34 protein-coding genes are annotated in these 22,386 nt (G+C 55.8%); 1 reads left to right on the top strand and 33 read right to left on the bottom strand.

The genetic code is table 11. The features are described from left to right. Positions 1-24: 24 nt before the first annotated feature. Complete coding sequence (locus C4J91_RS24325) at positions 25-540, bottom strand: single-stranded DNA-binding protein (protein ID WP_003232445.1); 516 nt, start codon at positions 538-540, stop codon at positions 25-27. A gap of 9 nt (positions 541-549) precedes the next feature. After that, entirely contained in the window at positions 550-1,944 is a 1,395-nt protein-coding gene (locus tag C4J91_RS24330; RefSeq protein ID WP_124364611.1) for an MFS transporter, read from the bottom strand. 178 nt (positions 1,945-2,122) lie between these two features. Between C4J91_RS24330 and uvrA the strand changes: the two genes are divergently transcribed. Beyond that, complete coding sequence (gene uvrA, locus C4J91_RS24335; RefSeq protein ID WP_124364612.1) at positions 2,123-4,957, top strand: excinuclease ABC subunit UvrA; 2,835 nt, start codon at positions 2,123-2,125, stop codon at positions 4,955-4,957. A 64-nt stretch (positions 4,958-5,021) separates the two neighbouring features. Here uvrA and bfr read toward each other — a convergent pair whose 3' ends face one another. The 31 genes from bfr to tuf all read right to left on the bottom strand — a co-directional run bounded on the left by bfr (position 5,022) and on the right by tuf (position 22,383). Next, complete coding sequence (bfr, locus tag C4J91_RS24340; protein ID WP_003176400.1) at positions 5,022-5,486, bottom strand: bacterioferritin; 465 nt, start codon at positions 5,484-5,486, stop codon at positions 5,022-5,024. 155 nt (positions 5,487-5,641) lie between these two features. Beyond that, on the bottom strand, positions 5,642-7,090 hold the full coding sequence (locus C4J91_RS24345) for a catalase (RefSeq protein WP_124364613.1): 1,449 nt from the start codon (positions 7,088-7,090) through the stop codon (positions 5,642-5,644). 238 nt (positions 7,091-7,328) lie between these two features. Continuing rightward, complete coding sequence (rplQ, locus tag C4J91_RS24350; protein WP_007918448.1) at positions 7,329-7,715, bottom strand: 50S ribosomal protein L17; 387 nt, start codon at positions 7,713-7,715, stop codon at positions 7,329-7,331. Positions 7,716-7,756: 41 nt separating this feature from the next. Continuing rightward, positions 7,757-8,758 (bottom strand): DNA-directed RNA polymerase subunit alpha, encoded by a 1,002-nt coding sequence (rpoA, locus tag C4J91_RS24355; RefSeq protein WP_003176403.1) that lies wholly within the window; start codon positions 8,756-8,758, stop codon positions 7,757-7,759. Between the two features lie 22 nt (positions 8,759-8,780). Beyond that, positions 8,781-9,401, bottom strand: a complete 621-nt coding sequence (gene rpsD, locus C4J91_RS24360; protein ID WP_003176404.1) for a 30S ribosomal protein S4 — start codon at positions 9,399-9,401, stop codon at positions 8,781-8,783. 18 nt (positions 9,402-9,419) lie between these two features. Beyond that, the gene (rpsK, locus tag C4J91_RS24365) at positions 9,420-9,809 is read right to left on the bottom strand and encodes a 30S ribosomal protein S11 (RefSeq protein WP_002555466.1); all 390 of its coding nucleotides are present in this window, start codon (positions 9,807-9,809) and stop codon (positions 9,420-9,422) included. Positions 9,810-9,839: 30 nt separating this feature from the next. Further along, positions 9,840-10,196, bottom strand: a complete 357-nt coding sequence (gene rpsM, locus C4J91_RS24370; protein ID WP_003210063.1) for a 30S ribosomal protein S13 — start codon at positions 10,194-10,196, stop codon at positions 9,840-9,842. 129 nt (positions 10,197-10,325) lie between these two features. Continuing rightward, on the bottom strand, positions 10,326-10,442 hold the full coding sequence (rpmJ, locus tag C4J91_RS24375) for a 50S ribosomal protein L36 (protein WP_002555468.1): 117 nt from the start codon (positions 10,440-10,442) through the stop codon (positions 10,326-10,328). A gap of 28 nt (positions 10,443-10,470) precedes the next feature. After that, positions 10,471-11,799, bottom strand: coding sequence for a preprotein translocase subunit SecY (gene secY, locus C4J91_RS24380; RefSeq protein ID WP_003194637.1), 1,329 nt, complete (start codon positions 11,797-11,799; stop codon positions 10,471-10,473). Continuing rightward, positions 11,800-12,237 (bottom strand): 50S ribosomal protein L15, encoded by a 438-nt coding sequence (gene rplO / locus C4J91_RS24385; protein ID WP_003176407.1) that lies wholly within the window; start codon positions 12,235-12,237, stop codon positions 11,800-11,802. 3 nt (positions 12,238-12,240) lie between these two features. Then, a complete protein-coding gene (gene rpmD / locus C4J91_RS24390) occupies positions 12,241-12,417 on the bottom strand; it encodes a 50S ribosomal protein L30 (RefSeq protein ID WP_003176408.1) in 177 nt (58 codons plus the stop codon). 2 nt (positions 12,418-12,419) lie between these two features. Beyond that, entirely contained in the window at positions 12,420-12,920 is a 501-nt protein-coding gene (gene rpsE, locus C4J91_RS24395; RefSeq protein WP_003176409.1) for a 30S ribosomal protein S5, read from the bottom strand. Positions 12,921-12,923: 3 nt separating this feature from the next. Next, positions 12,924-13,274 (bottom strand): 50S ribosomal protein L18, encoded by a 351-nt coding sequence (gene rplR / locus C4J91_RS24400; RefSeq protein ID WP_017135964.1) that lies wholly within the window; start codon positions 13,272-13,274, stop codon positions 12,924-12,926. A gap of 10 nt (positions 13,275-13,284) precedes the next feature. Then, positions 13,285-13,818, bottom strand: a complete 534-nt coding sequence (rplF, locus tag C4J91_RS24405; RefSeq protein WP_003176412.1) for a 50S ribosomal protein L6 — start codon at positions 13,816-13,818, stop codon at positions 13,285-13,287. Positions 13,819-13,830: 12 nt separating this feature from the next. Continuing rightward, complete coding sequence (gene rpsH / locus C4J91_RS24410; RefSeq protein WP_003176413.1) at positions 13,831-14,223, bottom strand: 30S ribosomal protein S8; 393 nt, start codon at positions 14,221-14,223, stop codon at positions 13,831-13,833. Positions 14,224-14,432: 209 nt separating this feature from the next. Then, positions 14,433-14,738: a 30S ribosomal protein S14 gene (gene rpsN / locus C4J91_RS24415; RefSeq protein ID WP_003176414.1), complete on the bottom strand. Its 306-nt coding sequence runs from the start codon at positions 14,736-14,738 to the stop codon at positions 14,433-14,435. Between the two features lie 13 nt (positions 14,739-14,751). Next, positions 14,752-15,291: a 50S ribosomal protein L5 gene (gene rplE, locus C4J91_RS24420; RefSeq protein ID WP_003176415.1), complete on the bottom strand. Its 540-nt coding sequence runs from the start codon at positions 15,289-15,291 to the stop codon at positions 14,752-14,754. Between the two features lie 20 nt (positions 15,292-15,311). Beyond that, positions 15,312-15,626, bottom strand: coding sequence for a 50S ribosomal protein L24 (rplX, locus tag C4J91_RS24425; protein ID WP_003176416.1), 315 nt, complete (start codon positions 15,624-15,626; stop codon positions 15,312-15,314). A gap of 11 nt (positions 15,627-15,637) precedes the next feature. After that, the gene (gene rplN / locus C4J91_RS24430) at positions 15,638-16,006 is read right to left on the bottom strand and encodes a 50S ribosomal protein L14 (RefSeq protein ID WP_002555479.1); all 369 of its coding nucleotides are present in this window, start codon (positions 16,004-16,006) and stop codon (positions 15,638-15,640) included. A gap of 23 nt (positions 16,007-16,029) precedes the next feature. Continuing rightward, a complete protein-coding gene (gene rpsQ / locus C4J91_RS24435; protein ID WP_003176419.1) occupies positions 16,030-16,296 on the bottom strand; it encodes a 30S ribosomal protein S17 in 267 nt (88 codons plus the stop codon). A 2-nt stretch (positions 16,297-16,298) separates the two neighbouring features. Continuing rightward, the gene (gene rpmC, locus C4J91_RS24440; RefSeq protein ID WP_002555481.1) at positions 16,299-16,490 is read right to left on the bottom strand and encodes a 50S ribosomal protein L29; all 192 of its coding nucleotides are present in this window, start codon (positions 16,488-16,490) and stop codon (positions 16,299-16,301) included. After that, positions 16,490-16,903 (bottom strand): 50S ribosomal protein L16, encoded by a 414-nt coding sequence (gene rplP / locus C4J91_RS24445; RefSeq protein WP_003232424.1) that lies wholly within the window; start codon positions 16,901-16,903, stop codon positions 16,490-16,492. Before rplP ends, rpmC begins: the two co-directional genes overlap by 1 nt. A gap of 12 nt (positions 16,904-16,915) precedes the next feature. Then, complete coding sequence (gene rpsC, locus C4J91_RS24450; protein ID WP_003176422.1) at positions 16,916-17,602, bottom strand: 30S ribosomal protein S3; 687 nt, start codon at positions 17,600-17,602, stop codon at positions 16,916-16,918. A gap of 13 nt (positions 17,603-17,615) precedes the next feature. Beyond that, positions 17,616-17,948: a 50S ribosomal protein L22 gene (gene rplV, locus C4J91_RS24455; protein ID WP_003103908.1), complete on the bottom strand. Its 333-nt coding sequence runs from the start codon at positions 17,946-17,948 to the stop codon at positions 17,616-17,618. Positions 17,949-17,959: 11 nt separating this feature from the next. After that, on the bottom strand, positions 17,960-18,235 hold the full coding sequence (gene rpsS / locus C4J91_RS24460) for a 30S ribosomal protein S19 (RefSeq protein ID WP_002555486.1): 276 nt from the start codon (positions 18,233-18,235) through the stop codon (positions 17,960-17,962). Positions 18,236-18,251: 16 nt separating this feature from the next. After that, the gene (gene rplB, locus C4J91_RS24465) at positions 18,252-19,076 is read right to left on the bottom strand and encodes a 50S ribosomal protein L2 (RefSeq protein WP_003176423.1); all 825 of its coding nucleotides are present in this window, start codon (positions 19,074-19,076) and stop codon (positions 18,252-18,254) included. 14 nt (positions 19,077-19,090) lie between these two features. Beyond that, positions 19,091-19,390: a 50S ribosomal protein L23 gene (gene rplW, locus C4J91_RS24470; protein ID WP_002555488.1), complete on the bottom strand. Its 300-nt coding sequence runs from the start codon at positions 19,388-19,390 to the stop codon at positions 19,091-19,093. Next, positions 19,387-19,989, bottom strand: coding sequence for a 50S ribosomal protein L4 (gene rplD, locus C4J91_RS24475; RefSeq protein WP_057014518.1), 603 nt, complete (start codon positions 19,987-19,989; stop codon positions 19,387-19,389). The genes rplW and rplD overlap by 4 nt, the downstream gene beginning before the upstream one ends. A gap of 12 nt (positions 19,990-20,001) precedes the next feature. Next, the gene (rplC, locus tag C4J91_RS24480) at positions 20,002-20,637 is read right to left on the bottom strand and encodes a 50S ribosomal protein L3 (RefSeq protein WP_003176425.1); all 636 of its coding nucleotides are present in this window, start codon (positions 20,635-20,637) and stop codon (positions 20,002-20,004) included. A gap of 81 nt (positions 20,638-20,718) precedes the next feature. Continuing rightward, on the bottom strand, positions 20,719-21,030 hold the full coding sequence (gene rpsJ / locus C4J91_RS24485) for a 30S ribosomal protein S10 (protein ID WP_003186070.1): 312 nt from the start codon (positions 21,028-21,030) through the stop codon (positions 20,719-20,721). A gap of 159 nt (positions 21,031-21,189) precedes the next feature. Then, positions 21,190-22,383, bottom strand: coding sequence for an elongation factor Tu (tuf, locus tag C4J91_RS24490; RefSeq protein ID WP_003176426.1), 1,194 nt, complete (start codon positions 22,381-22,383; stop codon positions 21,190-21,192). Positions 22,384-22,386 lie beyond the last annotated feature (3 nt).

The raw sequence follows: 22,386 nt of genomic DNA on the forward strand, positions 1-22,386 counted from the left end.
TTTGGGGGTTCTGGGTCTCAGACCTCAGAACGGGATATCGTCATCAAAGCTGTCGAAATCCGGAGCTGGCTGCGGCGCAGCCTGTTGTGGTGCTGGACGCGACTCACGCTGAGGCTGCTGGCTTGGCTGCGGACGCGATTGCTGTGGACGCGGTGCCGAGTTGGACATGCCGCCCTGGCCCTGTTGGTCGCCCTGTGGACGGCCGCCCAGCAGTTGCATGGTGCCTTGCATGTCGACCACGATTTCGGTGGTGTAACGCTTGATGCCGTCTTTTTCCCACTCGCGAGTCTGCAGTTTGCCTTCGATGTATACCTGCGAACCTTTGCGCAGGTACTCACCGGCGATCTCGGCAACCTTGCCGAACATCGACACGCGGTGCCATTCGGTTTTCTCGACCTTCTGGCCAGTTTGCTTGTCGGTCCACTGTTCGCTGGTCGCCAGACTCAGGTTGGTCACGGCGTTACCGTTCGGCAGGTAGCGAACTTCGGGATCCTGGCCGCATGTACCGACCAATATGACTTTGTTAACCCCACGGGCCATAACGTTCTCCTAGGCTGGGCGCGCTGTCGGCACTGGGTTGACCAGTTGCTCGAGCGTCGCGCGATCCAATAATTCGGTGTCCAATTTGATGTAAATCGCAGCTTCTTCCGCGATCACTACTGCATCCGTTACCCCAACGACGGCCTTGAGGCGCTCGGCCAGGCCAGCTTCGCGCATCGCTTCAGGCGATAACGGCAGGCGCAGGCTCGTCACATACGGAGGTTCGCGCATGGTAACAGCAAAGGCCAGCCAAAGTGCAGCCAGCCCGGCGCATCCGAGGAACACAACCGACAAACCGCCATGCTGGAACATCCAGCCGCCCATGATCCCACCCAGCGCCGAACCGAGGAACTGGCTGGTGGAATACACGCCCATCGCCGTGCCCTTGCCGCCGGCCGGTGAAACCTTGCTGATCAGCGACGGCAATGACGCCTCCAGCAGGTTGAACGCGGTGAAGAACACCACCGTCCCGATCACCAGCGCCCGCAGGCTGTCGCCGAACTGCCAGAAGAATAGTTCAGTGAGCATCAATGTCGCGACGGCGCCGAGTAAAACTCGTTTCATTTTGCGTTTCTTCTCGCCGTAGATGATGAACGGGATCATGGCGAAGAACGAAACCAACAGCGCGGTCAGGTAGACCCACCAGTGCTGCTCCTTGGGCAACCCGGCTTTTTGCACCAGGGCCAGGGGCAAGGCGACGAAGCTGCACATCAGCATTGCGTGCAACACGAAGATACCTAAATCCAGGCGCAGCAGGTCCGGATGCTTGAGGGTCGGCAACAGCGCCTGGCGCGCGACCCCGGATTCACGGTGCTGCAGCGTGCCGGTAGAGCGCGGCACCATAAAGGCCACGATCACGATACCGAACAACGCCATGCCGCCGGTGGCAAGAAACAACCCATGCAGGCCGAACGCGCGCGTCAGCAGCGGGCCGACCACCATTGCCACGGCAAACGACAAACCGATGGTCATGCCGATCATGGCCATGGCCTTGGTGCGATGCTGTTCGCGGGTCAGGTCCGACAGCAGCGCCATTACCGCGGCGGAAATCGCCCCGGCGCCCTGCAGGATACGTCCGGCGATCACGCCCCAGATCGAATCGGACTGCGCCGCGAGCACACTGCCGAGGGCGAACACGATCAGCCCCAGGTAAATCACCGGGCGCCGGCCAATACGGTCGGAAATGATGCCGAACGGAATCTGGAAGATCGCCTGGGTCAGGCCATAGGCGCCGATCGCCAGGCCGATCAATGCGGGGGTCGCGCCGGCGAGATCCATCCCATAGGTCGCCAGCACCGGCAACACCATGAACATGCCCAGCATACGGAAGGCGAACACCAGGGCCAGACCGCTTGCCGCTCGGGTCTCGCCGCTACTCATGCGTTCGCTATGGGGATCGTGCATGGAAAAACCTCGTGTGAACCGGCGGCGATTCTACCAGTCCCATCGATTGAGGGGGTATATGCGGCGCTTTGCCGCGCAGCTTTCATGTAAGGCTGCAAGCGGCCTTTTGACAGTGTATATTCATCCAGTCTTTAGCCGTATACTCCGGCATTATTTACGCCCGCCGTGCGAGGCCATCTTGGACAAGATCCTGATTCGTGGGGCTAGAACCCACAACCTGAAGAACATCGACCTGACCCTGCCCCGGGACAAATTGATCGTTATCACCGGCCTGTCCGGCTCGGGCAAATCGTCCCTGGCGTTCGACACGCTTTACGCCGAAGGCCAGCGGCGCTATGTGGAATCGCTGTCGGCCTATGCCCGGCAGTTCCTGTCAATGATGGAAAAGCCCGACGTCGACACCATCGAAGGTTTGTCGCCGGCCATTTCCATCGAACAGAAGTCGACGTCCCATAACCCGCGCTCCACCGTGGGCACCATTACCGAAATCTACGATTACCTGCGCCTGCTGTATGCACGGGTGGGTATTCCCCGCTGCCCGGACCACGATATTCCGCTGGAAGCCCAGACCGTCAGCCAGATGGTCGACCTGGTGCTGGCCCAGCCGGAAGGTGCCAAGCTGATGCTGCTGGCGCCCGTCATCCGCGAGCGCAAGGGTGAGCACCTGTCGGTTTTTGAAGAGCTGCGGGCGCAAGGTTTCGTGCGCGCCCGCATCAACGGCAAGCTCTATGAGCTGGATGAAGCGCCGAAGCTCGACAAGCAGAAGAAGCACTCCATTGACGTGGTAGTCGACCGCTTCAAGGTACGTGCCGATCTGCAGCAGCGCCTGGCGGAGTCGTTCGAGACCGCATTGAAGCTGGCAGACGGTATTGCCCTGGTGGCACCGATGGACGACGAGCCGGGCGAAGAGGTCATCTTCTCTGCGCGCTTTGCCTGCCCGATCTGCGGCCACGCCATCAGCGAGCTGGAACCCAAGCTGTTTTCCTTCAACAACCCGGCCGGCGCCTGTCCGACCTGCGATGGCCTGGGCGTTAAGCAGTTCTTCGACATCAAGCGCCTGGTCAATGGCGAACTGACCTTGGCCGAGGGGGCGATACGCGGCTGGGACAGGCGCAACGTCTATTACTTCCAGATGCTGGGGTCGTTGGCGTCCCACTATAAGTTCAGCCTGGAGGTGCCGTTCAACCAATTGCCGGCTGACCAGCAGAAGGTCATCCTCAATGGCAGTGGTTCGCAGAATGTCGACTTCAAATACCTGAACGACCGGGGCGATATCGTTAAACGTTCGCACCCGTTCGAAGGCATTGTGCCAAACCTGGAACGTCGCTATCGCGAGACCGAGTCGGCGAGCGTACGTGAAGAACTGGCGAAATTCCTCAGCACCCAGCCTTGCCCTGATTGCCGCGGCACTCGCCTGCGCCGTGAAGCGCGGCATGTGTGGGTTGGCGAGAAGACATTGCCGGCGGTGACCAACCTGCCAATCGGCGATGCCTGTGAATACTTTGGCGTGCTCAAGCTGACCGGCCGCCGTGGGGAGATTGCCGACAAGATCCTCAAGGAAATTCGCGAGCGCCTGCAGTTTCTCGTCAACGTTGGCCTGGACTATCTGTCGCTGGATCGCAGTGCCGATACCTTATCGGGGGGCGAGGCGCAGCGGATTCGCCTGGCCAGCCAGATCGGCGCGGGGCTGGTGGGCGTGTTGTACATCCTCGACGAGCCGTCGATTGGCTTGCACCAACGTGACAATGATCGCCTGCTGGGTACGCTGAAACACCTGCGGGATATCGGCAACACGGTGATTGTGGTCGAGCACGATGAGGACGCTATTCGCCTGGCGGATTACGTCGTCGATATCGGCCCGGGGGCTGGCATACATGGCGGGCATATTGTCGCCGAAGGCACACCCGCCGAAGTGATGGCTCACCCGGACTCCCTGACCGGTAAATACCTGTCTGGCCGGGTCAAAATTCAAGTGCCGTCCAAACGTACCCCGCGCAACAGGAAGATGGCCTTGCACCTCAAGGGCGCCCGTGGCAACAACCTGCGCAATGTGGACCTGGAAATACCCCTGGGCCTACTGACCTGTGTGACCGGTGTTTCCGGTTCGGGCAAGTCGACGCTGATCAACAACACGCTGTTCCCATTGAGTGCCACCGCCCTGAACGGCGCCACTACCCTGGAAGCGGCGGCCCATGACAGCATCAAGGGCCTGGAGCATCTGGACAAAGTGGTCGATATCGACCAGAGCCCGATTGGCCGTACGCCGCGCTCCAACCCAGCGACGTATACCGGGCTGTTCACGCCGATTCGCGAGCTGTTTGCCGGCGTTCCGGAATCCCGCTCGCGGGGTTATGGGCCGGGCCGCTTCTCGTTCAACGTCAAGGGCGGTCGCTGTGAAGCCTGCCAAGGCGACGGCTTGATCAAGGTAGAGATGCACTTTCTGCCGGATATCTACGTGCCGTGCGACGTGTGCAAGAGCAAACGCTATAACCGCGAAACCCTGGAAATCAAATATAAGGGCAAGAACATCCACGAAACCCTGGAGATGACCATCGAGGAAGCCCGGGTGTTCTTCGATGCGGTTCCGGCGCTGGCGCGCAAGCTGCAGACGTTGATGGATGTTGGCCTGTCTTATATCAAGCTGGGGCAGTCTGCGACCACGCTATCGGGTGGTGAAGCGCAGCGGGTGAAGTTGTCGCGTGAGTTGTCCAAACGAGATACGGGCAAAACCCTGTATATCCTTGATGAACCCACCACGGGCCTGCACTTTGCCGATATTCAGCAACTGCTGGACGTGCTGCACCGCTTGCGTGATCACGGCAATACCGTGGTAGTGATCGAGCACAACCTGGACGTGATCAAGACGGCCGACTGGCTGGTAGACCTTGGACCGGAAGGCGGTTCCAAGGGCGGCCAGATCATTGCGGTCGGTACACCGGAGCAAGTCGCCGAAATGTCACAGTCCCATACTGGCTACTACCTGAAGCCGTTGTTGGAGCGTGACCGGGCCTGATTTATCGGGCCCAATAAAAAGCCCCTATCACCGCATCGGTGGCAGGGGCTTTTTGCAGCCGGAATCAGAACTGCGATTGCAGGTAATTTTCCAGGCCGATCAGCTTGATCAGACCCAACTGCTTTTCCAGCCAGTAGGTGTGATCTTCTTCGGTGTCATTCAACTGCACTCGCAGGATTTCACGAGTGACATAGTCGTTGTGCTGCTCGCAGAGCTCGATGCCCTTGCAGAGCGCGGCACGCACCTTGTACTCAAGGCGAAGATCGGCTGCGAGCATGTCAGGCACCGTGGTGCCCACATCCAAGTCGTCGGGGCGCATACGTGGCGTACCTTCGAGCATGAGGATACGGCGCATCAGTGCGTCAGCGTGCTGCGCCTCTTCTTCCATCTCGTGATTGATACGTTCGTAGAGCTCGGTAAAGCCCCAGTCTTCGTACATGCGCGAATGGATGAAATATTGGTCACGAGCTGCCAGTTCGCCCGTCAGCAACGTGTTGAGGTAATCGATTACGTCGGGGTGACCTTGCATCGCCCTACATCTCCCTGCTTGAAAGCCTGTAGTTTGAACCATGATGACTTGAAGGTCACGGGATCAACGGCAGAAAAGCGAAGATTTCCGGAGAAAAGTAGCTGAAATAACGCAAAAACCGCCCAAATAAGGGCGGTTCTGCTTATCGTTTAGAGTCAGTTAAGCGATACACCCAGTGCCTTTGCGATTGCTTCTCCATAAGCGGGGTCCGCCTTATAGAAATGCTGCAGCTGGCGCTGGACCACATCGCTGGAAACGCCGCCCATCGCACCGGCGATGTTGCTGGTAAGCAGCGCTTTCTGCTCGTCGCTCATCAAGCGGAACAGCGCGCCGGCGTGGCTGTAGTAATCGGTATCTTCGCGATGATCGTAACGATCTGCTGCGCCGCTCAAGGCCAGTGCAGGCTCCGCGTAGTGTGGCGCCTGCTTTGGCGCATCGGCGTAGCTGTTTGGCTCGTAGTTGGGCGTTGCGCCACCGTTGCTGCCAAAGGCCATCGAGCCGTCACGCTGATAGCTATTGACGGGGTTACGTGGGGCGTTCACCGGCAGCTGCTGGTGATTGGTGCCAACGCGGTACCGATGAGCATCTGCATAGGCAAAGACGCGACCTTGCAGCATACGGTCTGGCGACAGGCCAACGCCCGGAACCATGTTGCTTGGGCCGAACGCGGCTTGTTCCACTTCAGCGAAATAGTTCTGCGGGTTGCGGTTGAGTTCCAGCTCACCCACCTCGATCAGGGGGAACTCCTTCTGCGACCAGGTCTTGGTTACATCGAACGGGTTCTCGTAATGAGCATTGGCCTGGGCCTCGGTCATGACCTGGATGCAGACGCGCCATTTCGGGAAGTCACCGCGCTCGATTGCGCCGAACAGATCGCGCTGGGCGTAGTCTGGATCGGTACCCGCCAGGCGCGCAGCTTCAGCCGGTGCCAGGTTCTTGATGCCTTGCTTAGTCTTGTAGTGCCACTTCACCCAGTGGCGCTCGCCCTTGGCGTTAATAAGGCTGTAGGTGTGACTGCCGAAGCCGTGCATGTGGCGGTAGCCGTCCGGGATGCCACGATCCGAGAACAGGATGGTGACCTGGTGCAATGCCTCTGGGGAGTGCGACCAGAAATCCCACATCATCTGCGCGCTTTTCAGGTTGCTTTGCGGCAAGCGCTTTTGGGTATGGATGAAATCGGGGAATTTCAGCGGGTCGCGGATGAAGAACACCGGCGTGTTGTTGCCAACGATGTCCCAGTTGCCTTCCTCGGTGTAAAACTTCAAGGCGAAACCGCGTGGGTCGCGTTCAGTGTCAGCCGAACCGCGCTCGCCACCCACAGTGGAGAACCGCAGGAAGGTCGGCGTTTGCTTACCTACTGACTCGAACAGCTTGGCGCTGGTGTATTGAGTAATGTCTTGGGTAACGGTGAACGTACCGTAGGCGCCCGAACCTTTGGCGTGTACACGGCGCTCCGGAATATTTTCACGGTTGAAGTGAGCGAGCTTCTCGATCAGGTGAAAGTCGTCGAGCAGCAGTGGGCCACGGGGGCCAGCGGAACGGGAATTCTGATTATCCGCAACGGGAGCACCGCTGGCGGTGGTAAGGATTTTATTCTGGCTCATGCGCAATCTTCCTCAGGTCGGACTTGAAACTGCCGGCTAATCGGCTTGGAAGGAGTATTGATCAACAGCATGACACCCACAAATTTATTAAATTGCGGACTTCAATAGAAAATTACTACCAGCCAAGGCAGCACACATGGTGCCCGCTGCTCCACTGAGAAACTTGTACATAGCGCGCTTTTGTTACGCGCACAAAAAACCGGGCGCTAGGCCCGGTTCTTCGTTACAGACTGACGTCTTACTCGGCGCTTACAGCTTCGCCGGCAGTAGCACGATCAACCAACTCGACGTACGCCATAGGCGCGTTGTCGCCAGTGCGGAAACCGCACTTGAGGATGCGCAGGTAGCCACCCTCACGGGTAGCGTAACGCTTGCCCAGGTCGTTGAAGAGCTTACCAACGATAGCTTTCGAACGAGTACGGTCGAAAGCCAGACGGCGGTTAGCCAGGCTGTCTGTCTTGGCCAAAGTGATCAGCGGCTCAGCAACGCGACGCAGTTCTTTAGCTTTCGGCAGTGTAGTTTTGATCAGCTCGTGCTCGAACAGCGACACCGCCATGTTTTGGAACATGGCCTTGCGGTGCGAGCTGGTACGGCTCAGGTGACGACCACTTTTACGATGACGCATGGTTCATTCCTTACCAAACTCACGTTCGGTGATTACGACGATCAGGCAGTCGCCTTGTCGTCCTTCTTAAGACTTGCAGGCGGCCAGTTGTCGAGGCGCATGCCGAGGGACAGACCGCGGGAGGCCAGAACGTCCTTGATTTCAGTCAAGGATTTCTTGCCCAGGTTCGGAGTCTTCAACAGTTCTACTTCGGTACGCTGAATCAGATCACCGATGTAGTAAATGTTTTCCGCCTTAAGGCAGTTAGCCGAACGTACAGTCAGTTCCAGATCGTCAACCGGGCGAAGCAGGATCGGATCGATCTCGTCTTCCTGCTCGATTACCACTGGTTCGCTGTCACCTTTGAGGTCGACGAACGCAGCCAACTGCTGTTGCAGAATGGTTGCAGCGCGGCGGATAGCCTCTTCAGGATCCAGGGTACCGTTGGTTTCCAGATCAATAACCAGCTTGTCCAGGTTAGTACGCTGCTCGACACGGGCGTTTTCCACCACGTATGCGATACGGCGAACCGGGCTGAACGAAGAGTCAAGCTGCAAGCGACCAATGCTGCGGCTTTCGTCTTCATCGCTCTGACGCGAGTCGGCCGGTTCATAACCACGACCACGAGCTACGGTGAGCTTCATGTTCAGGGCGCCGTTAGACGCCAGGTTAGCGATTACGTGATCGGGGTTAACGATCTCGACATCATGATCCAGCTGAATATCGGCAGCGGTAACCACCCCCGAACCCTTCTTCGACAAGGTCAGCGTAACTTCGTCACGGCCGTGCAGCTTGATAGCCAGACCTTTAAGGTTCAACAGGATTTCAATTACGTCTTCCTGTACACCTTCGATGGCGCTGTACTCGTGGAGCACACCGTCAATCTCGGCCTCGACTACTGCACAGCCGGGCATTGAGGACAACAGGATGCGGCGCAGCGCGTTGCCCAGGGTGTGGCCAAAACCACGCTCGAGAGGCTCGAGCGTAATTTTAGCGCGGGTTGGACTGACAACCTGCACATCAATGTGGCGGGGTGTCAGGAACTCATTTACCGAAATCTGCATGGATGCACCTATTTTCTAGCCCTTACTTGGAGTAGAGCTCGACAATCAGGCTTTCGTTGATGTCGGCGGACAGATCACTGCGAGCAGGAACGTTCTTGAAAACGCCCGACTTCTTCTCAGTGTCTACTTCTACCCATTCTACGCGGCCACGTTGGGCACACAGATCGAGAGCTTGGACAATGCGAAGTTGGTTTTTTGCTTTCTCGCGAACTGCGACCACGTCACCAGCACGAACCTGGTAGGACGGAACGTTTACGGTCTGACCGTTAACGCTGATCGACTTGTGCGATACCAGCTGACGGGATTCGGCACGAGTCGAACCAAAGCCCATACGGTATACAACGTTGTCCAGACGGCATTCGAGCAGTTGCAGCAGGTTTTCACCGGTTGCACCTTTTTTGCCAGCAGCTTCTTTGTAGTAGCCGCTGAACTGACGCTCGAGAACGCCGTAAATACGACGGACCTTCTGCTTTTCACGCAGTTGGGTGCCGTAATCGGACTGGCGACCGCGGCGTTGGCCGTGGATACCAGGTGCTGCTTCAATGTTGCACTTCGATTCGATCGCGCGCACGCCGCTCTTCAAGAAGAGATCGGTGCCTTCGCGACGAGCGAGTTTGCATTTTGGACCAATGTAACGAGCCATTCTTTACAATCTCCTGGATTACACGCGGCGCTTCTTCGGCGGACGGCACCCGTTGTGCGGGATTGGCGTCACGTCGGTGATGCTGGCGATCTTATAGCCACAGCCGTTCAAAGCACGGACAGCAGACTCACGACCTGGACCTGGACCTTTGACGTTAACGTCGAGGTTTTTCAGGCCGTATTCCAGCGCAGCTTGGCCAGCACGTTCAGCAGCTACTTGAGCAGCGAACGGGGTGGACTTGCGGGAACCGCGGAAACCCGAACCACCGGAGGTAGCCCAAGAAAGCGCGTTACCTTGACGGTCGGTGATGGTCACGATTGTGTTGTTAAAAGATGCATGGATGTGGGCGATGCCATCAACCACTGTCTTTTTAACTTTTTTACGAGGACGAGCAGCAGGTTTTGCCATGATAATTTTCCTGTCGATTCGCGTGGGCGATTACTTGCGGATCGGCTTACGCGGACCTTTACGGGTACGCGCGTTAGTCTTGGTACGCTGACCGCGTACTGGAAGACCACGACGATGACGCAGACCACGGTAGCAACCGAGGTCCATCAAACGCTTGATTTTCATGTTGATTTCGCGACGCAGGTCACCTTCAGTGGTGAACTTCGCCACTTCGCCACGCAACAGCTCAATCTGCTCGTCGCTCAGATCTTTGATCTTTGCGGCTGGGTTTACCCCAGTATCTGCGCAAATTTTCTGCGCAGTAGTGCGACCAACACCATAGATGTAGGTCAGCGAGATAACAGTGTGCTTGTTATCTGGAATGTTAACGCCTGCAATACGGGCCATTCAGTGGGACTCCAATTGACAGCTACCTACGCCCCGGAAGCCAAGAAATAGGGCGCGAGATAATATCGCTGTAATAACAAATAATCAACCCGGCAGCGCACTAGCTGCCGGGCTTCAAGCGGATCACACTCAGCCTTGGCGCTGTTTGTGACGCGGTTCCGCGCTGCAAATTACTCGAACAACACCTTCGCGGCGAATAATCTTGCAGTTACGGCACAGCTTTTTCACCGATGCACGAACTTTCATCACCAACTCCTCGAACCTTATGGGGTACTCAGCGCAACATGCCGCTGCCGTAGCCCTTCAGGTTGGCTTTCTTCATCAGGGATTCGTACTGGTGCGAAACGAGGTGCGATTGTACTTGGGACATGAAGTCCATCACAACCACGACCACGATCAGCAACGAGGTCCCGCCAAGGTAGAACGGAACGTTTGCTGCAACCACCAGGAACTGGGGAAGCAGACACACGGCCGTCATATATAGAGCACCGAACAGGGTCAAACGAGTCAGAACGCCATCAATGTAGCGCGCAGACTGCTCACCTGGACGAATACCCGGAATAAAGGCACCGGACTTCTTCAGGTTTTCCGCTACGTCTTTCGGATTGAACATCAACGCCGTATAGAAGAAGCAGAAGAAAATAATCCCTGCACTAAACAGCAGAATATTCAACGGCTGACCAGGAGCGATCGACTGAGAGAGGTCCTGCAGCCAGCCCATATTTTCGGACTGACCAAACCAGGTACCCAACGAAGCCGGAAACAGCAAGATGCTGCTCGCGAAAATTGCCGGAATAACGCCGGCCATATTCACCTTCAGCGGCAAGTGGCTAGTCTGCGCAGCAAAGACCTTACGGCCCTGCTGACGCTTGGCGTAGTGAACAGCAATACGACGCTGGCCACGCTCAATGAACACCACAAAACCGATAATCGCTACTGCCAGCAAACCGATGGCAACCAAGGCGAAGATATTGATATCACCCTGACGCGCAGACTCGAAAGACTGCCCGATTGCTCTCGGAAGACCGGCGACGATACCTGCGAAAATCAACATCGAGATACCGTTGCCAACACCACGCTCAGTAATCTGCTCACCCAGCCACATCATGAACATCGCACCAGCCACAAAAGTGGATACCGCGACGAAATGGAAGCCAAAGTCACCAGTGAACGCAACGCCCTGCCCAGCCAGGCCAACGGACATGCCGATAGCTTGAACCAGAGCGAGGACGACAGTGCCGTAGCGGGTGTACTGGCTAATCTTGCGACGGCCAGCTTCACCTTCCTTCTTCAACTGCTCCAACTGCGGGCTGACGGCGGTCATCAGCTGCATGATGATCGACGCCGAAATGTACGGCATGATCCCCAGTGCAAAGATGCTCATCCGTTCCAGCGCGCCGCCGGAAAACATGTTGAACAAGCTAAGAATGGTCCCCTCATTCTGTCGAAACAGGTCTGCGAGTCGGTCCGGGTTGATACCTGGAACCGGGATGTGTGCGCCTATTCGGTAGACGATAATCGCCAGGAACAGAAAACGCAGACGAGCCCAAAGTTCAGACATACCGCCTTTGCCGAGCGCTGAGAGAGCACCTTGCTTAGCCATTTATTCCTCGAACTTGCCGCCAGCTGCTTCGATAGCCGAACGCGCACCTTTGGTGGCGCCGATTCCCTTGCCGATAGTGACAGCGCGAGTCACTTCACCGGACAGCATGATTTTCACACGCTGTACGTTGACGTTGATCACGTTGGCATCTTTCAGGGTCTGCACAGTAACGATGTCGCCTTCCACTTTAGCCAGCTCGGACAGACGCACTTCTGCGCGGTCCATGGCTTTCAGGGATACGAAACCGAACTTAGGCAGGCGACGATGCAGCGGCTGTTGACCACCTTCAAAGCCTGGAGCAATGGTGCCACCGGAGCGGGAGGTTTGACCTTTGTGGCCACGGCCACCAGTCTTACCCAAACCGCTACCGATACCACGGCCCGGACGATGCTTTTCGCGACGGGAACCCGGCGCTGGACTCAGATCATTGAGTTTCATCGATTAACCCTCTACACGCAGCATGTAGTAAGCCTTGTTGATCATCCCGCGATTCTCGGGAGTATCCTGGACTTCTACAGTGTGACCGATGCGACGCAGACCCAGACCTTTAACGCACAATTTGTGGTTAGGGATGCGGCCGGTCATGCTTTTGATCAGCGTTACTTTAACGGTAGCCATGATCAGAAGATCTCCTTGACAGTCAAGCCGCGCTTGGCAGCAATGGACTCAGGAGATTGCATAGCTTTCAAACCCTTGAAAGTGGCGTGAACCACGTTTACCGGGTTAGTCGAGCCGTAGCACTTGGCCAGAACGTTCTGAACACCAGCAACTTCGAGGACAGCACGCATAGCGCCGCCAGCGATGATACCGGTACCTTCAGAAGCAGGCTGCATGTACACCTTCGAGGCGCCATGGGCAGACTTCATTGCGTACTGCAGAGTGGTGCCGTTCAGATCAACTTGGATCATGTTGCGACGAGCAGCTTCCATTGCCTTCTGGATCGCGGCAGGCACTTCACGTGACTTGCCACGGCCGAAGCCAACACGCCCTTTACCATCACCAACCACGGTCAACGCGGTGAAAGTGAAGATACGGCCGCCTTTAACGGTTTTGGCTACGCGGTTAACTTGAACCAGCTTCTCAATGTAGCCTTCGTCGCGCTTTTGGTCGTTATTTGACATAACTTAGAACTCCAGCCCAGCTTCACGAGCAGCATCAGCCAGCGCTTTAACGCGGCCGTGGTACTTGAAGCCAGAGCGGTCGAAAGCCACTTGCGAGACGCCCACGGCCTTAGCACGTGTAGCGACCAGCTGGCCAACCTTTGTGGCCGCGTCGATGTTGCCGGTGGCACCATCACGCAGTTCTTTATCCAAAGTCGAGGCGCTTGCCAGGACTTTGTTGCCGTCGGCCGAGATGACCTGGGCGTAGATATGCTGCGACGAGCGGTACACGCAGAGACGCACGACTTCGAGTTCGTGCATTTTCAGGCGTGCTTTGCGAGCGCGACGCAGTCGAGTAACTTTTTTGTCGGTCATTTGCTATGCCCTACTTCTTCTTGGCTTCTTTACGACGGACGACTTCGTCCGCGTAGCGCACACCTTTGCCTTTGTACGGCTCTGGTGGACGGAAGTCGCGGATCTCAGCGGCCACCTGACCTACCAGCTGCTTATCGATGCCCTTGATCAGGATATCGGTTTGGCTAGGGGTCTCAGCGGTGATGCCTTCCGGCAGTTCGTAATCCACTGGGTGCGAGAAGCCAAGGGCAAGGTTCAGAACCGTGCCTTTTGCTTGCGCTTTGTAACCAACACCGACCAGCTGGAGCTTACGCTCGAAGCCTTGGCTTACGCCTTGGACCATATTGTTTACCAACGCACGCGTGGTACCGGCCATTGCGCGAGTTTGTTGATCGCCATTGCGAGCAGCGAAACGCAGCTCACCAGCTTCTTCAACGATCTCAACGGACGAATGGATGTTCAGTTCAAGAGTGCCCTTGGCACCCTTCACCGAAAGCTGTTGGCCTGCGAATTTGACTTCGACACCGGCTGGCAGCTTAACGGGGTTCTTAGCGACGCGAGACATGCTTATCCCCCCTTAGAACACAGTGCAAAGAACTTCGCCGCCGACACCGGCAGCGCGCGCAGCACGATCCGTCATCACACCTTTGTTGGTGGAGACGATAGACACGCCCAGACCGCCACGAACTTTCGGCAGATCTTCAGCGGACTTGTACTGACGCAGGCCTGGACGGCTAACGCGCTTCACTTCCTCGATGACCGAACGGCCTTCGAAGTACTTCAGCTCGATGGACAGCAACGGCTTGATTTCGCTGCTGATCTGATAACCCGCAATGTAGCCTTCGTCTTTCAGGACTTTGGCAACAGCTACCTTCAACTTGGAAGATGGCATGCTTACGACGGACTTTTCAGCCATCTGGGCATTACGGATACGAGTTAGCATGTCCGCTAACGGGTCCTGCATACTCATGGGCTAGACGCTCCTAATACACAAAAAATTAGCCTTGCGGCTACATATGTCGCCGAGAATCTCCGAGCGTAAAAAACACGGGCTCAGGCGAGCCGCGTATTTTAGACACAGTCCGGAAATGAAACAAGCCCCAAAAGGGGCTTGTTCCAGATTCAAGGTCACCGGCGGTCAGTATCTTGCGATACCAACCACCTTGACGCTGAAAGTACTTACCAGCTGGCTTTAACCAGACCTGGTACGTCACCACGCATTGCCGCTTCACGCAGTTTGTTACGGCCGAGGCCGAACTTGCGGTAAACGCCGTGTGGACGACCGGTCAGGCGGCAGCGGTTACGCATGCGCGAGGCGCTTGCGTCACGTGGCTGCTTCTGCAGAGCAACTGTAGCTTCCCAACGCGCTTCTGGACTTGCGTTCAGATCAACGATGATTGCTTTCAGTGCTGCACGCTTCTTGGCGTACTTGGCAACCGTGAGCTGACGTTTCAGCTCGCGGTTTTTCATGCTCATCTTGGCCATGGTCCTACTCCAATCAGTTGCGGAACGGGAATTTGAAAGCACGCAACAGGGCGCGACCTTCATCATCGTTCTTGGCAGTGGTGGTCAGGGTGATGTCCAGACCGCGGAGAGCATCGATCTTGTCGTAGTCGATTTCCGGGAAGATGATCTGCTCTTTCACGCCCATGCTGTAGTTACCACGACCATCGAAGGACTTGGCATTCAGGCCGCGGAAGTCGCGAACCCGAGGCAGGGAGATCGACAGCAGACGATCCAGGAATTCGTACATACGCTCACGGCGCAGAGTCACTTTGACGCCGATCGGCCAGCCTTCGCGGACTTTAAAGCCCGCGATGGATTTCCGAGCGTAAGTCACAACGACTTTTTGACCGGTGATCTTTTCCAGGTCAGCAACAGCGTGCTCGATGACTTTTTTGTCACCGACCGCTTCGCCCAAACCCATGTTCAGGGTGATTTTGGTAACGCGTGGAACTTCCATCACGTTCGAAAGCTTAAGTTCTTCCTTAAGTTTCGGTGCGATTTCTTTCCAGTAAATCTCTTTTAGTCGTGCCATGGTCTTCTACCTAGCAGTGTTCAAGCATCAACCGCTTTTTGGGTCGACTTGAAGACACGAATTTTCTTGCCATCTTCTACTTTGAAACCAACGCGGTCAGCCTTGTTGGTTTCGCCGTTGAAAATGGCGACGTTAGAAGCGTCCAGCGGAGCTTCTTTTTCGACGATACCGCCCTGCACGCCCGACATCGGGTTAGGCTTGGTATGACGCTTGACCAGGTTCAGACCGCCGATAACCAGACGGTTATTAGCGAGAACCTTAAGCACCTTACCGCGCTTACCTTTGTCTTTGCCGGCGATCACGATGATCTCGTCGTCACGACGAATCTTTTGCATGTCGGATCTCCTTACAGCACTTCTGGGGCGAGCGAGACGATCTTCATGAACTTCTCAGTACGAAGTTCACGGGTCACTGGCCCAAAGATACGGGTGCCGATAGGCTCTTGCTTGTTGTTCAGAAGAACAGCAGCGTTGCCATCAAAGCGGATAATGGAGCCATCAGCACGACGTACGCCGTGACGAGTGCGGACTACAACAGCAGTCATCACTTGGCCTTTTTTCACTTTACCGCGAGGAATTGCTTCCTTGACGGTAACCTTGATGATGTCACCGATACCAGCGTAACGACGATGGGAGCCACCCAGCACCTTGATGCACATAACGCGGCGAGCGCCGCTGTTATCGGCCACATCGAGCATGGATTGAGTCTGAATCATATAATTTCTCCGACCCCTAGTCCTTAGACTTCCACAGCGCGTTCGAGAACATCAACCAATGCCCAAGACTTGGTCTTGGCCAGCGGACGAGTTTCACGAATAGTGACTTTGTCGCCGATGTGGCACTGATTGGTTTCGTCGTGCGCGTGCAGCTTAGTCGAACGCTTAACATATTTACCGTAGATCGGGTGCTTAACGCGACGCTCGATCAAAACGGTGATGGTTTTGTCCATCTTGTCGCTGACAACACGGCCAGTCAGCGTACGGACAGTCTTTTCGGCTTCAGCCATGATCACTTACCTGCCTGCTGGTTGAGCACAGTCTTCACGCGAGCGATGTCGCGCTTAACTTGCGAGAGCAGATGAGACTGCCCCAACTGGCCAGTTGCTTTCTGCATACGCAGATTGAACTGGTCGCGCAGCAGGCCGAGCAGTTGCTCGTTCAGCTGCTGTGCGGATTTTTCACGAAGTTCATTCGCTTTCATCACATCACCGTCCGTTTAACAAAGGCGGTGGCGAGCGGCAGCTTTGCAGCAGCCAGGGCAAAAGCCTCACGCGCCAGCTCTTCAGTTACACCCTCGATTTCATACAGGACTTTGCCTGGCTGAATCTGGGCGACCCAGTATTCCACGTTACCCTTACCTTTACCCATCCGAACCTCGAGAGGTTTTTTGGAGATCGGCTTGTCCGGGAATACACGGATCCAGATCTTGCCGCCACGTTTTACGTGACGGGTCAGAGCACGACGCGCTGACTCGATCTGACGAGCGGTGAGACGACCACGAGCTACAGACTTCAGCGCGAACTCGCCGAAGCTGACTTTGCTACCGCGCTGAGCCAGACCACGGTTGTGGCCTGTCATCTGCTTGCGGAACTTCGTACGCTTTGGTTGCAACATTTGGCGTACCCCTTACTTAGCAGCTTTTTTACGAGGCGCTGGTGCTTGTGGTTTCAGTTCTTCTTGGCGACCACCAATTACTTCGCCTTTGAAGATCCAAACCTTTACACCGATCACACCGTAAGTGGTGTGAGCTTCGTAGTTGGCATAGTCGATGTCGGCACGCAGGGTGTGCAATGGCACACGACCTTCGCGATACCATTCAGTACGTGCGATTTCAGCACCGCCGAGACGACCGCTCACTTGGATTTTGATGCCTTTGGCACCAATGCGCATGGCGTTCTGTACAGCGCGCTTCATAGCGCGACGGAACATGACACGACGCTCCAGCTGCTGAGCTACGCTCTGCGCAACCAGCATACCGTCGAGCTCCGGCTTGCGGATCTCTTCGATATTGATGTGCACAGGCACACCCATTTGCTTGGTCAGGTCCTGACGCAGTTTCTCAACATCTTCACCTTTCTTCCCGATAACGATACCTGGACGAGCGGTGTGGATGGTGATACGTGCGGTTTGCGCCGGGCGATGGATATCGATACGGCTTACGGACGCGCTTTTTAGTTTGTCTTGGAGATACTCACGCACCTTCAGATCAGCGAACAAATAGTCCGCATAAGTCCGGCCGTCTGCATACCAGACGGAGGTGTGTTCCTTGACGATTCCCAGGCGAATGCCAATGGGATGTACTTTCTGACCCATCTCTTCGACTCCGTTACTTGTCAGCAACCTTGACAGTGATATGGCAAGACCGCTTGACGATGCGATCAGCACGGCCTTTGGCACGTGGCATGATGCGCTTCAGCGAACGCCCTTCGTTGACGAAAACGGTGCTGACCTTCAGGTCATCAACGTCTGCGCCTTCGTTATGCTCGGCGTTGGCTACGGCCGACTCCAGCACTTTCTTCATGATCTCGGCGGCTTTCTTACTGCTGAAAGCCAACAGGTTGAGCGCTTCGCCCACCTTCTTCCCGCGGATCTGGTCGGCGACCAAGCGGGCTTTCTGGGCGGAGATTCGAGCGCCCGACAACTTAGCGGCTACTTCCATTTCCTAACCCCTTAACGCTTGGCTTTCTTGTCTGCCACGTGCCCACGATAAGTGCGGGTACCGGCAAACTCGCCCAGTTTGTGGCCGACCATGTCTTCGTTAACGAGAACTGGGACGTGTTGACGACCGTTGTGTACTGCGATGGTCAAACCGACCATTTGTGGCAGGATCATCGAACGACGCGACCAGGTTTTAACTGGTTTGCGATCGTTCTTTTCCGCCGCCACTTCGATCTTCTTCAGTAGGTGAAGATCAATAAAAGGACCTTTTTTCAGAGAACGTGGCACTGTCGTATCCCTCTATTTACTTGCGACGACGGACGATCATTTTGTCGGTACGCTTATTACCACGAGTCTTCGCGCCCTTAGTCGGGAAGCCCCATGGCGATACCGGATGACGACCACCAGAGGTACGACCTTCACCACCACCGTGTGGGTGGTCAACCGGGTTCATGGCAACACCACGAACGGTTGGGCGAACGCCACGCCAGCGTTTGGCACCAGCTTTACCCAGCGAACGCAGGCTGTGCTCGGAGTTCGAGACTTCGCCCAGGGTCGCACGGCATTCAGCCAGTACTTTACGCATCTCACCAGAACGCAGACGCAGGGTCACGTAGACACCTTCACGAGCGATCAGCTGAGCCGAAGCACCAGCGGAACGAGCGATTTGCGCGCCTTTACCTGGCTTCAATTCGATGCCGTGTACGGTGCTACCAACTGGAATGTTGCGCAGTTGCAGAGCGTTGCCCGGCTTGATCGGTGCCAAGGCACCTGCGATCAGCTGGTCACCAGCACTCACGCCTTTAGGGGCGATGATGTAGCGACGCTCGCCATCTGCGTACAGCAGCAGAGCGATGTGAGCAGTACGGTTTGGATCGTATTCAATACGCTCGACAGTGGCGGAGATGCCATCTTTGTCGTTGCGACGGAAATCGACCAGACGATAATGCTGCTTATGGCCACCACCGATGTGACGAGTGGTAATACGACCATTGTTGTTACGACCACCAGTCTTCGATTTCTTCTCGAGCAGCGGTGCGTGAGGAGCGCCTTTATGCAGCTCCTGGTTGACCACCTTGACCACAAAACGGCGGCCAGGGGAAGTCGGTTTGCATTTAACGATTGCCATGATGCACCCCTTCCTTACTCAGCACTGCTGCTGAAATCGAGATCTTGGCCTGGCTGAAGGGAGATAACCGCCTTCTTCCAGTCATTACGCTTGCCCAGACCGCGAGCAGTGCGCTTGCTCTTACCCAGAACATTCAGGGTAGTAACACGCTCTACTTTCACGCTGAACAGGCTTTCGACGGCCTTCTTGATTTCCAGCTTGGTTGCGTCAGTTGCAACCTTGAAAACGAACTGGCCTTTCTTGTCAGCCAGAACCGTAGCCTTTTCGGAAACGTGCGGGCCAAGCAGAACTTTAAATACGCGTTCCTGGTTCATCCCAGCAGCTCCTCGAATTTCTTCACGGCCGACACGGTGATCAACACCTTGTCGTATGCGATCAGACTAACTGGATCGGAACCTTGCACGTCACGTACATCAACGTGAGGCAGGTTGCGAGCAGCCAGGTACAGGTTCTGATCAACAGCTTCAGACACGATCAAAACATCGGTCAGGCTCATGTTGGTCAGTTTGCCCAGCAGTTCTTTGGTTTTTGGACTTTCAACAGCGAAGTCCTGAACCACGACCAGACGATCAGTACGCACGAGTTCAGCAAGGATGGAGCGCAGTGCTGCGCGGTACATCTTCTTGTTGAGCTTCTGAGAGTGATCCTGTGGACGAGCTGCGAAAGTGGTACCACCGCCACGCCAGATTGGGCTACGGATAGTACCGGCACGAGCACGGCCAGTGCCTTTCTGACGCCAAGGGCGCTTACCGCCACCACGTACGTCGGAACGGGTCTTTTGCTGCTTGCTACCTTGACGGCCGCCGGCCATGTAGGCCACGACTGCTTGGTGAACCAGCGTCTCGTTGAATTCGCCGCCAAATGTCAGTTCGGAAACTTCGATCGCTTGAGCGTCATTTACATTTAATTGCATGTCAGCTTCCCCTTAACCGCGAGCCTTGGCCGCTGGACGTACAACCAGGTTGCCGCCAGTAGCGCCAGGAACAGCACCCTTGACCAACAACAGATTGCGTTCAGCGTCGACGCGCACTACTTCGAGGGACTGCACGGTCACGCGCTCAGCGCCCATATGACCGGACATTTTTTTGCCCTTGAATACACGACCAGGAGTCTGGCACTGGCCAATAGAGCCCGGGACGCGGTGGGAAACGGAGTTACCGTGAGTGTTGTCTTGACCACGGAAATTCCAACGCTTGATCGTACCCTGGAAGCCTTTACCTTTGGACTGACCGGTTACATCAACCAGTTGACCAGCGGCGAAGATTTCAGCGTTGATCAGATCGCCAGCCTTGTAGTCGCCGTCTTCAAGACGGAACTCCATGACGGTGCGACCAGCTGCAACGTTTGCTTTAGCGAAGTGACCTGCTTGAGCAGCAGTCACGCGCGAAGCACGACGCTCGCCGACAGTGACTTGCACTGCACGATAGCCATCGGTTTCTTCAGTTTTGAACTGGGTGACGCGATTCGGCTCGATCTCAATGACCGTGACCGGAATGGAGACACCTTCTTCGGTGAAAATACGGGTCATACCGCATTTACGACCGACTACACCAATAGTCATGTTGTAAACCTCATGAGTGTACGGGGCTTTCACCCGCTATGGCCGCCCATTTCAGAGCGTTACACGACTAAGACCCAAGTCTTAGCCGAGGCTGATCTGTACTTCCACACCGGCCGCCAGATCAAGCTTCATAAGTGCGTCAACGGTTTTATCCGTTGGCTGGACGATGTCCAGTACACGCTTATGAGTGCGGATCTCGTACTGGTCACGCGCGTCTTTGTTGACGTGCGGGGAGACCAGAACGGTGAACCGCTCTTTACGGGTAGGCAGTGGAATTGGACCACGCACTTGTGCACCAGTACGTTTCGCGGTTTCCACGATTTCCTGGGTGGATTGGTCGATCAGGCGATGGTCAAAAGCCTTCAACCTGATACGGATTTGCTGATTTTGCATTGGATTTCAGACTCCGGCTGCTATTCCCAGCGAGCGCAATACGCCCGTTAAAAGGAGGCGCAATTCTATAGACGGCCCTGATAGGTGTCAACCCAATAAAAAAGGCCCCCGCTGAGCGGGGGCCTTTTCAAAACATCAGAACTATCTCAGAAGAGATAATTACTCGATGATTTTAGCTACAACGCCAGCACCAACGGTACGGCCGCCTTCACGGATTGCGAAACGCAGACCGTCTTCCATAGCGATGGTTTTGATCAGGGTGACAACCATTTTGATGTTGTCGCCTGGCATTACCATTTCTACGCCTTCCGGCAGTTCGCAGTTACCAGTCACGTCAGTAGTACGGAAGTAGAACTGTGGACGGTAGCCTTTGAAGAACGGAGTGTGACGGCCGCCTTCTTCTTTGCTCAGCACGTACACTTCAGCTTCGAACTTGGTGTGCGGCTTAACCGAACCTGGCTTGACCAGAACCTGGCCACGCTCAACGTCGTCACGCTTGGTACCACGCAGCAGAACGCCGCAGTTCTCGCCAGCACGACCTTCGTCGAGCAGTTTACGGAACATTTCAACACCGGTGCAGGTGGTGACGGTAGTGTCACGCAGACCAACGATTTCCAGTGGATCTTGAACCTTGACGATACCGCGCTCGATACGACCAGTTACAACAGTACCGCGACCGGAGATCGAGAATACGTCTTCGATTGGCATCAGGAACGGCTTGTCGATAACACGGACTGGATCTGGGATGTAGCTGTCCAGAGTCTCAACGAGCTTACGAACGGACGTGGTGCCCATTTCGTTGTCGTCTTTGCCTTCCAGAGCCATACGAGCAGAACCGATGATGATCGGAGTGTCGTCACCTGGGAAGTCGTAAGTGCTCAGCAGGTCGCGCACTTCCATCTCAACCAGTTCCAGCAGCTCAGCGTCGTCTACCAGGTCAGCCTTGTTCAGGTAAACCACGATGTACGGAACGCCAACCTGACGGGACAGCAGGATGTGCTCACGGGTTTGTGGCATCGGACCATCAGCGGCCGAGCAAACCAGGATTGCGCCGTCCATCTGGGCAGCACCGGTGATCATGTTCTTCACATAGTCAGCGTGACCTGGGCAGTCAACGTGAGCGTAGTGACGGATCAGCGAGTTGTATTCAACGTGCGCGGTGTTGATGGTGATACCACGAGCTTTTTCTTCTGGTGCGCTGTCGATTTTATCGAAATCAACGATTGCGGAACCGAATACTTCGGAGCAAACGCGAGTCAGAGCAGCAGTCAGAGTGGTTTTACCGTGGTCAACGTGACCGATAGTGCCAACGTTGACGTGCGGTAGGGAACGATCAAATTTTTCTTTAGCCACGAC

The sequence above is a fragment of the Pseudomonas sp. R3-52-08 genome (assembly GCF_003851745.1).
Taxonomy (GTDB): domain Bacteria; phylum Pseudomonadota; class Gammaproteobacteria; order Pseudomonadales; family Pseudomonadaceae; genus Aquipseudomonas.

Bases quoted from the DNA above. Each gene is read 5' to 3' on its own strand.
- C4J91_RS24325 (WP_003232445.1), bottom strand. From the start codon at position 540: ATGGCCCGTGGGGTTAACAAAGTCATATTGGTCGGTACATGCGGCCAG.
- C4J91_RS24330 (WP_124364611.1), bottom strand. From the start codon at position 1,944: ATGCACGATCCCCATAGCGAACGCATGAGTAGCGGCGAGACCCGAGCG.
- bfr (WP_003176400.1), bottom strand. From the start codon at position 5,486: ATGCAAGGTCACCCCGACGTAATCGATTACCTCAACACGTTGCTGACG.
- C4J91_RS24345 (WP_124364613.1), bottom strand. From the start codon at position 7,090: ATGAGCCAGAATAAAATCCTTACCACCGCCAGCGGTGCTCCCGTTGCG.
- rplQ (WP_007918448.1), bottom strand. From the start codon at position 7,715: ATGCGTCATCGTAAAAGTGGTCGTCACCTGAGCCGTACCAGCTCGCAC.
- rpoA (WP_003176403.1), bottom strand. From the start codon at position 8,758: ATGCAGATTTCGGTAAATGAGTTCCTGACACCCCGCCACATTGATGTG.
- rpsD (WP_003176404.1), bottom strand. From the start codon at position 9,401: ATGGCTCGTTACATTGGTCCAAAATGCAAACTCGCTCGTCGCGAAGGC.
- rpsK (WP_002555466.1), bottom strand. From the start codon at position 9,809: ATGGCAAAACCTGCTGCTCGTCCTCGTAAAAAAGTTAAAAAGACAGTG.
- rpsM (WP_003210063.1), bottom strand. From the start codon at position 10,196: ATGGCCCGTATTGCAGGCGTTAACATTCCAGATAACAAGCACACTGTT.
- rpmJ (WP_002555468.1), bottom strand. From the start codon at position 10,442: ATGAAAGTTCGTGCATCGGTGAAAAAGCTGTGCCGTAACTGCAAGATT.
- secY (WP_003194637.1), bottom strand. From the start codon at position 11,799: ATGGCTAAGCAAGGTGCTCTCTCAGCGCTCGGCAAAGGCGGTATGTCT.
- rplO (WP_003176407.1), bottom strand. From the start codon at position 12,237: ATGAAACTCAATGATCTGAGTCCAGCGCCGGGTTCCCGTCGCGAAAAG.
- rpmD (WP_003176408.1), bottom strand. From the start codon at position 12,417: ATGGCTACCGTTAAAGTAACGCTGATCAAAAGCATGACCGGCCGCATC.
- rpsE (WP_003176409.1), bottom strand. From the start codon at position 12,920: ATGTCAAATAACGACCAAAAGCGCGACGAAGGCTACATTGAGAAGCTG.
- rplR (WP_017135964.1), bottom strand. From the start codon at position 13,274: ATGACCGACAAAAAAGTTACTCGACTGCGTCGCGCTCGCAAAGCACGC.
- rplF (WP_003176412.1), bottom strand. From the start codon at position 13,818: ATGTCTCGCGTCGCTAAGAACCCCGTTAAGCTGCCAGCCGGTGTCGAA.
- rpsH (WP_003176413.1), bottom strand. From the start codon at position 14,223: ATGAGTATGCAGGACCCGTTAGCGGACATGCTAACTCGTATCCGTAAT.
- rpsN (WP_003176414.1), bottom strand. From the start codon at position 14,738: ATGGCCAAGATGAGCATGAAAAACCGCGAGCTGAAACGTCAGCTCACG.
- rplE (WP_003176415.1), bottom strand. From the start codon at position 15,291: ATGGCACGACTAAAAGAGATTTACTGGAAAGAAATCGCACCGAAACTT.
- rplX (WP_003176416.1), bottom strand. From the start codon at position 15,626: ATGCAAAAGATTCGTCGTGACGACGAGATCATCGTGATCGCCGGCAAA.
- rplN (WP_002555479.1), bottom strand. From the start codon at position 16,006: ATGATTCAGACTCAATCCATGCTCGATGTGGCCGATAACAGCGGCGCT.
- rpsQ (WP_003176419.1), bottom strand. From the start codon at position 16,296: ATGGCTGAAGCCGAAAAGACTGTCCGTACGCTGACTGGCCGTGTTGTC.
- rpmC (WP_002555481.1), bottom strand. From the start codon at position 16,490: ATGAAAGCGAATGAACTTCGTGAAAAATCCGCACAGCAGCTGAACGAG.
- rplP (WP_003232424.1), bottom strand. From the start codon at position 16,903: ATGTTGCAACCAAAGCGTACGAAGTTCCGCAAGCAGATGACAGGCCAC.
- rpsC (WP_003176422.1), bottom strand. From the start codon at position 17,602: ATGGGTCAGAAAGTACATCCCATTGGCATTCGCCTGGGAATCGTCAAG.
- rplV (WP_003103908.1), bottom strand. From the start codon at position 17,948: ATGGAAGTAGCCGCTAAGTTGTCGGGCGCTCGAATCTCCGCCCAGAAA.
- rplB (WP_003176423.1), bottom strand. From the start codon at position 19,076: ATGGCAATCGTTAAATGCAAACCGACTTCCCCTGGCCGCCGTTTTGTG.
- rplW (WP_002555488.1), bottom strand. From the start codon at position 19,390: ATGAACCAGGAACGCGTATTTAAAGTTCTGCTTGGCCCGCACGTTTCC.
- rplD (WP_057014518.1), bottom strand. From the start codon at position 19,989: ATGCAATTAAATGTAAATGACGCTCAAGCGATCGAAGTTTCCGAACTG.
- rplC (WP_003176425.1), bottom strand. From the start codon at position 20,637: ATGACTATTGGTGTAGTCGGTCGTAAATGCGGTATGACCCGTATTTTC.
- rpsJ (WP_003186070.1), bottom strand. From the start codon at position 21,030: ATGCAAAATCAGCAAATCCGTATCAGGTTGAAGGCTTTTGACCATCGC.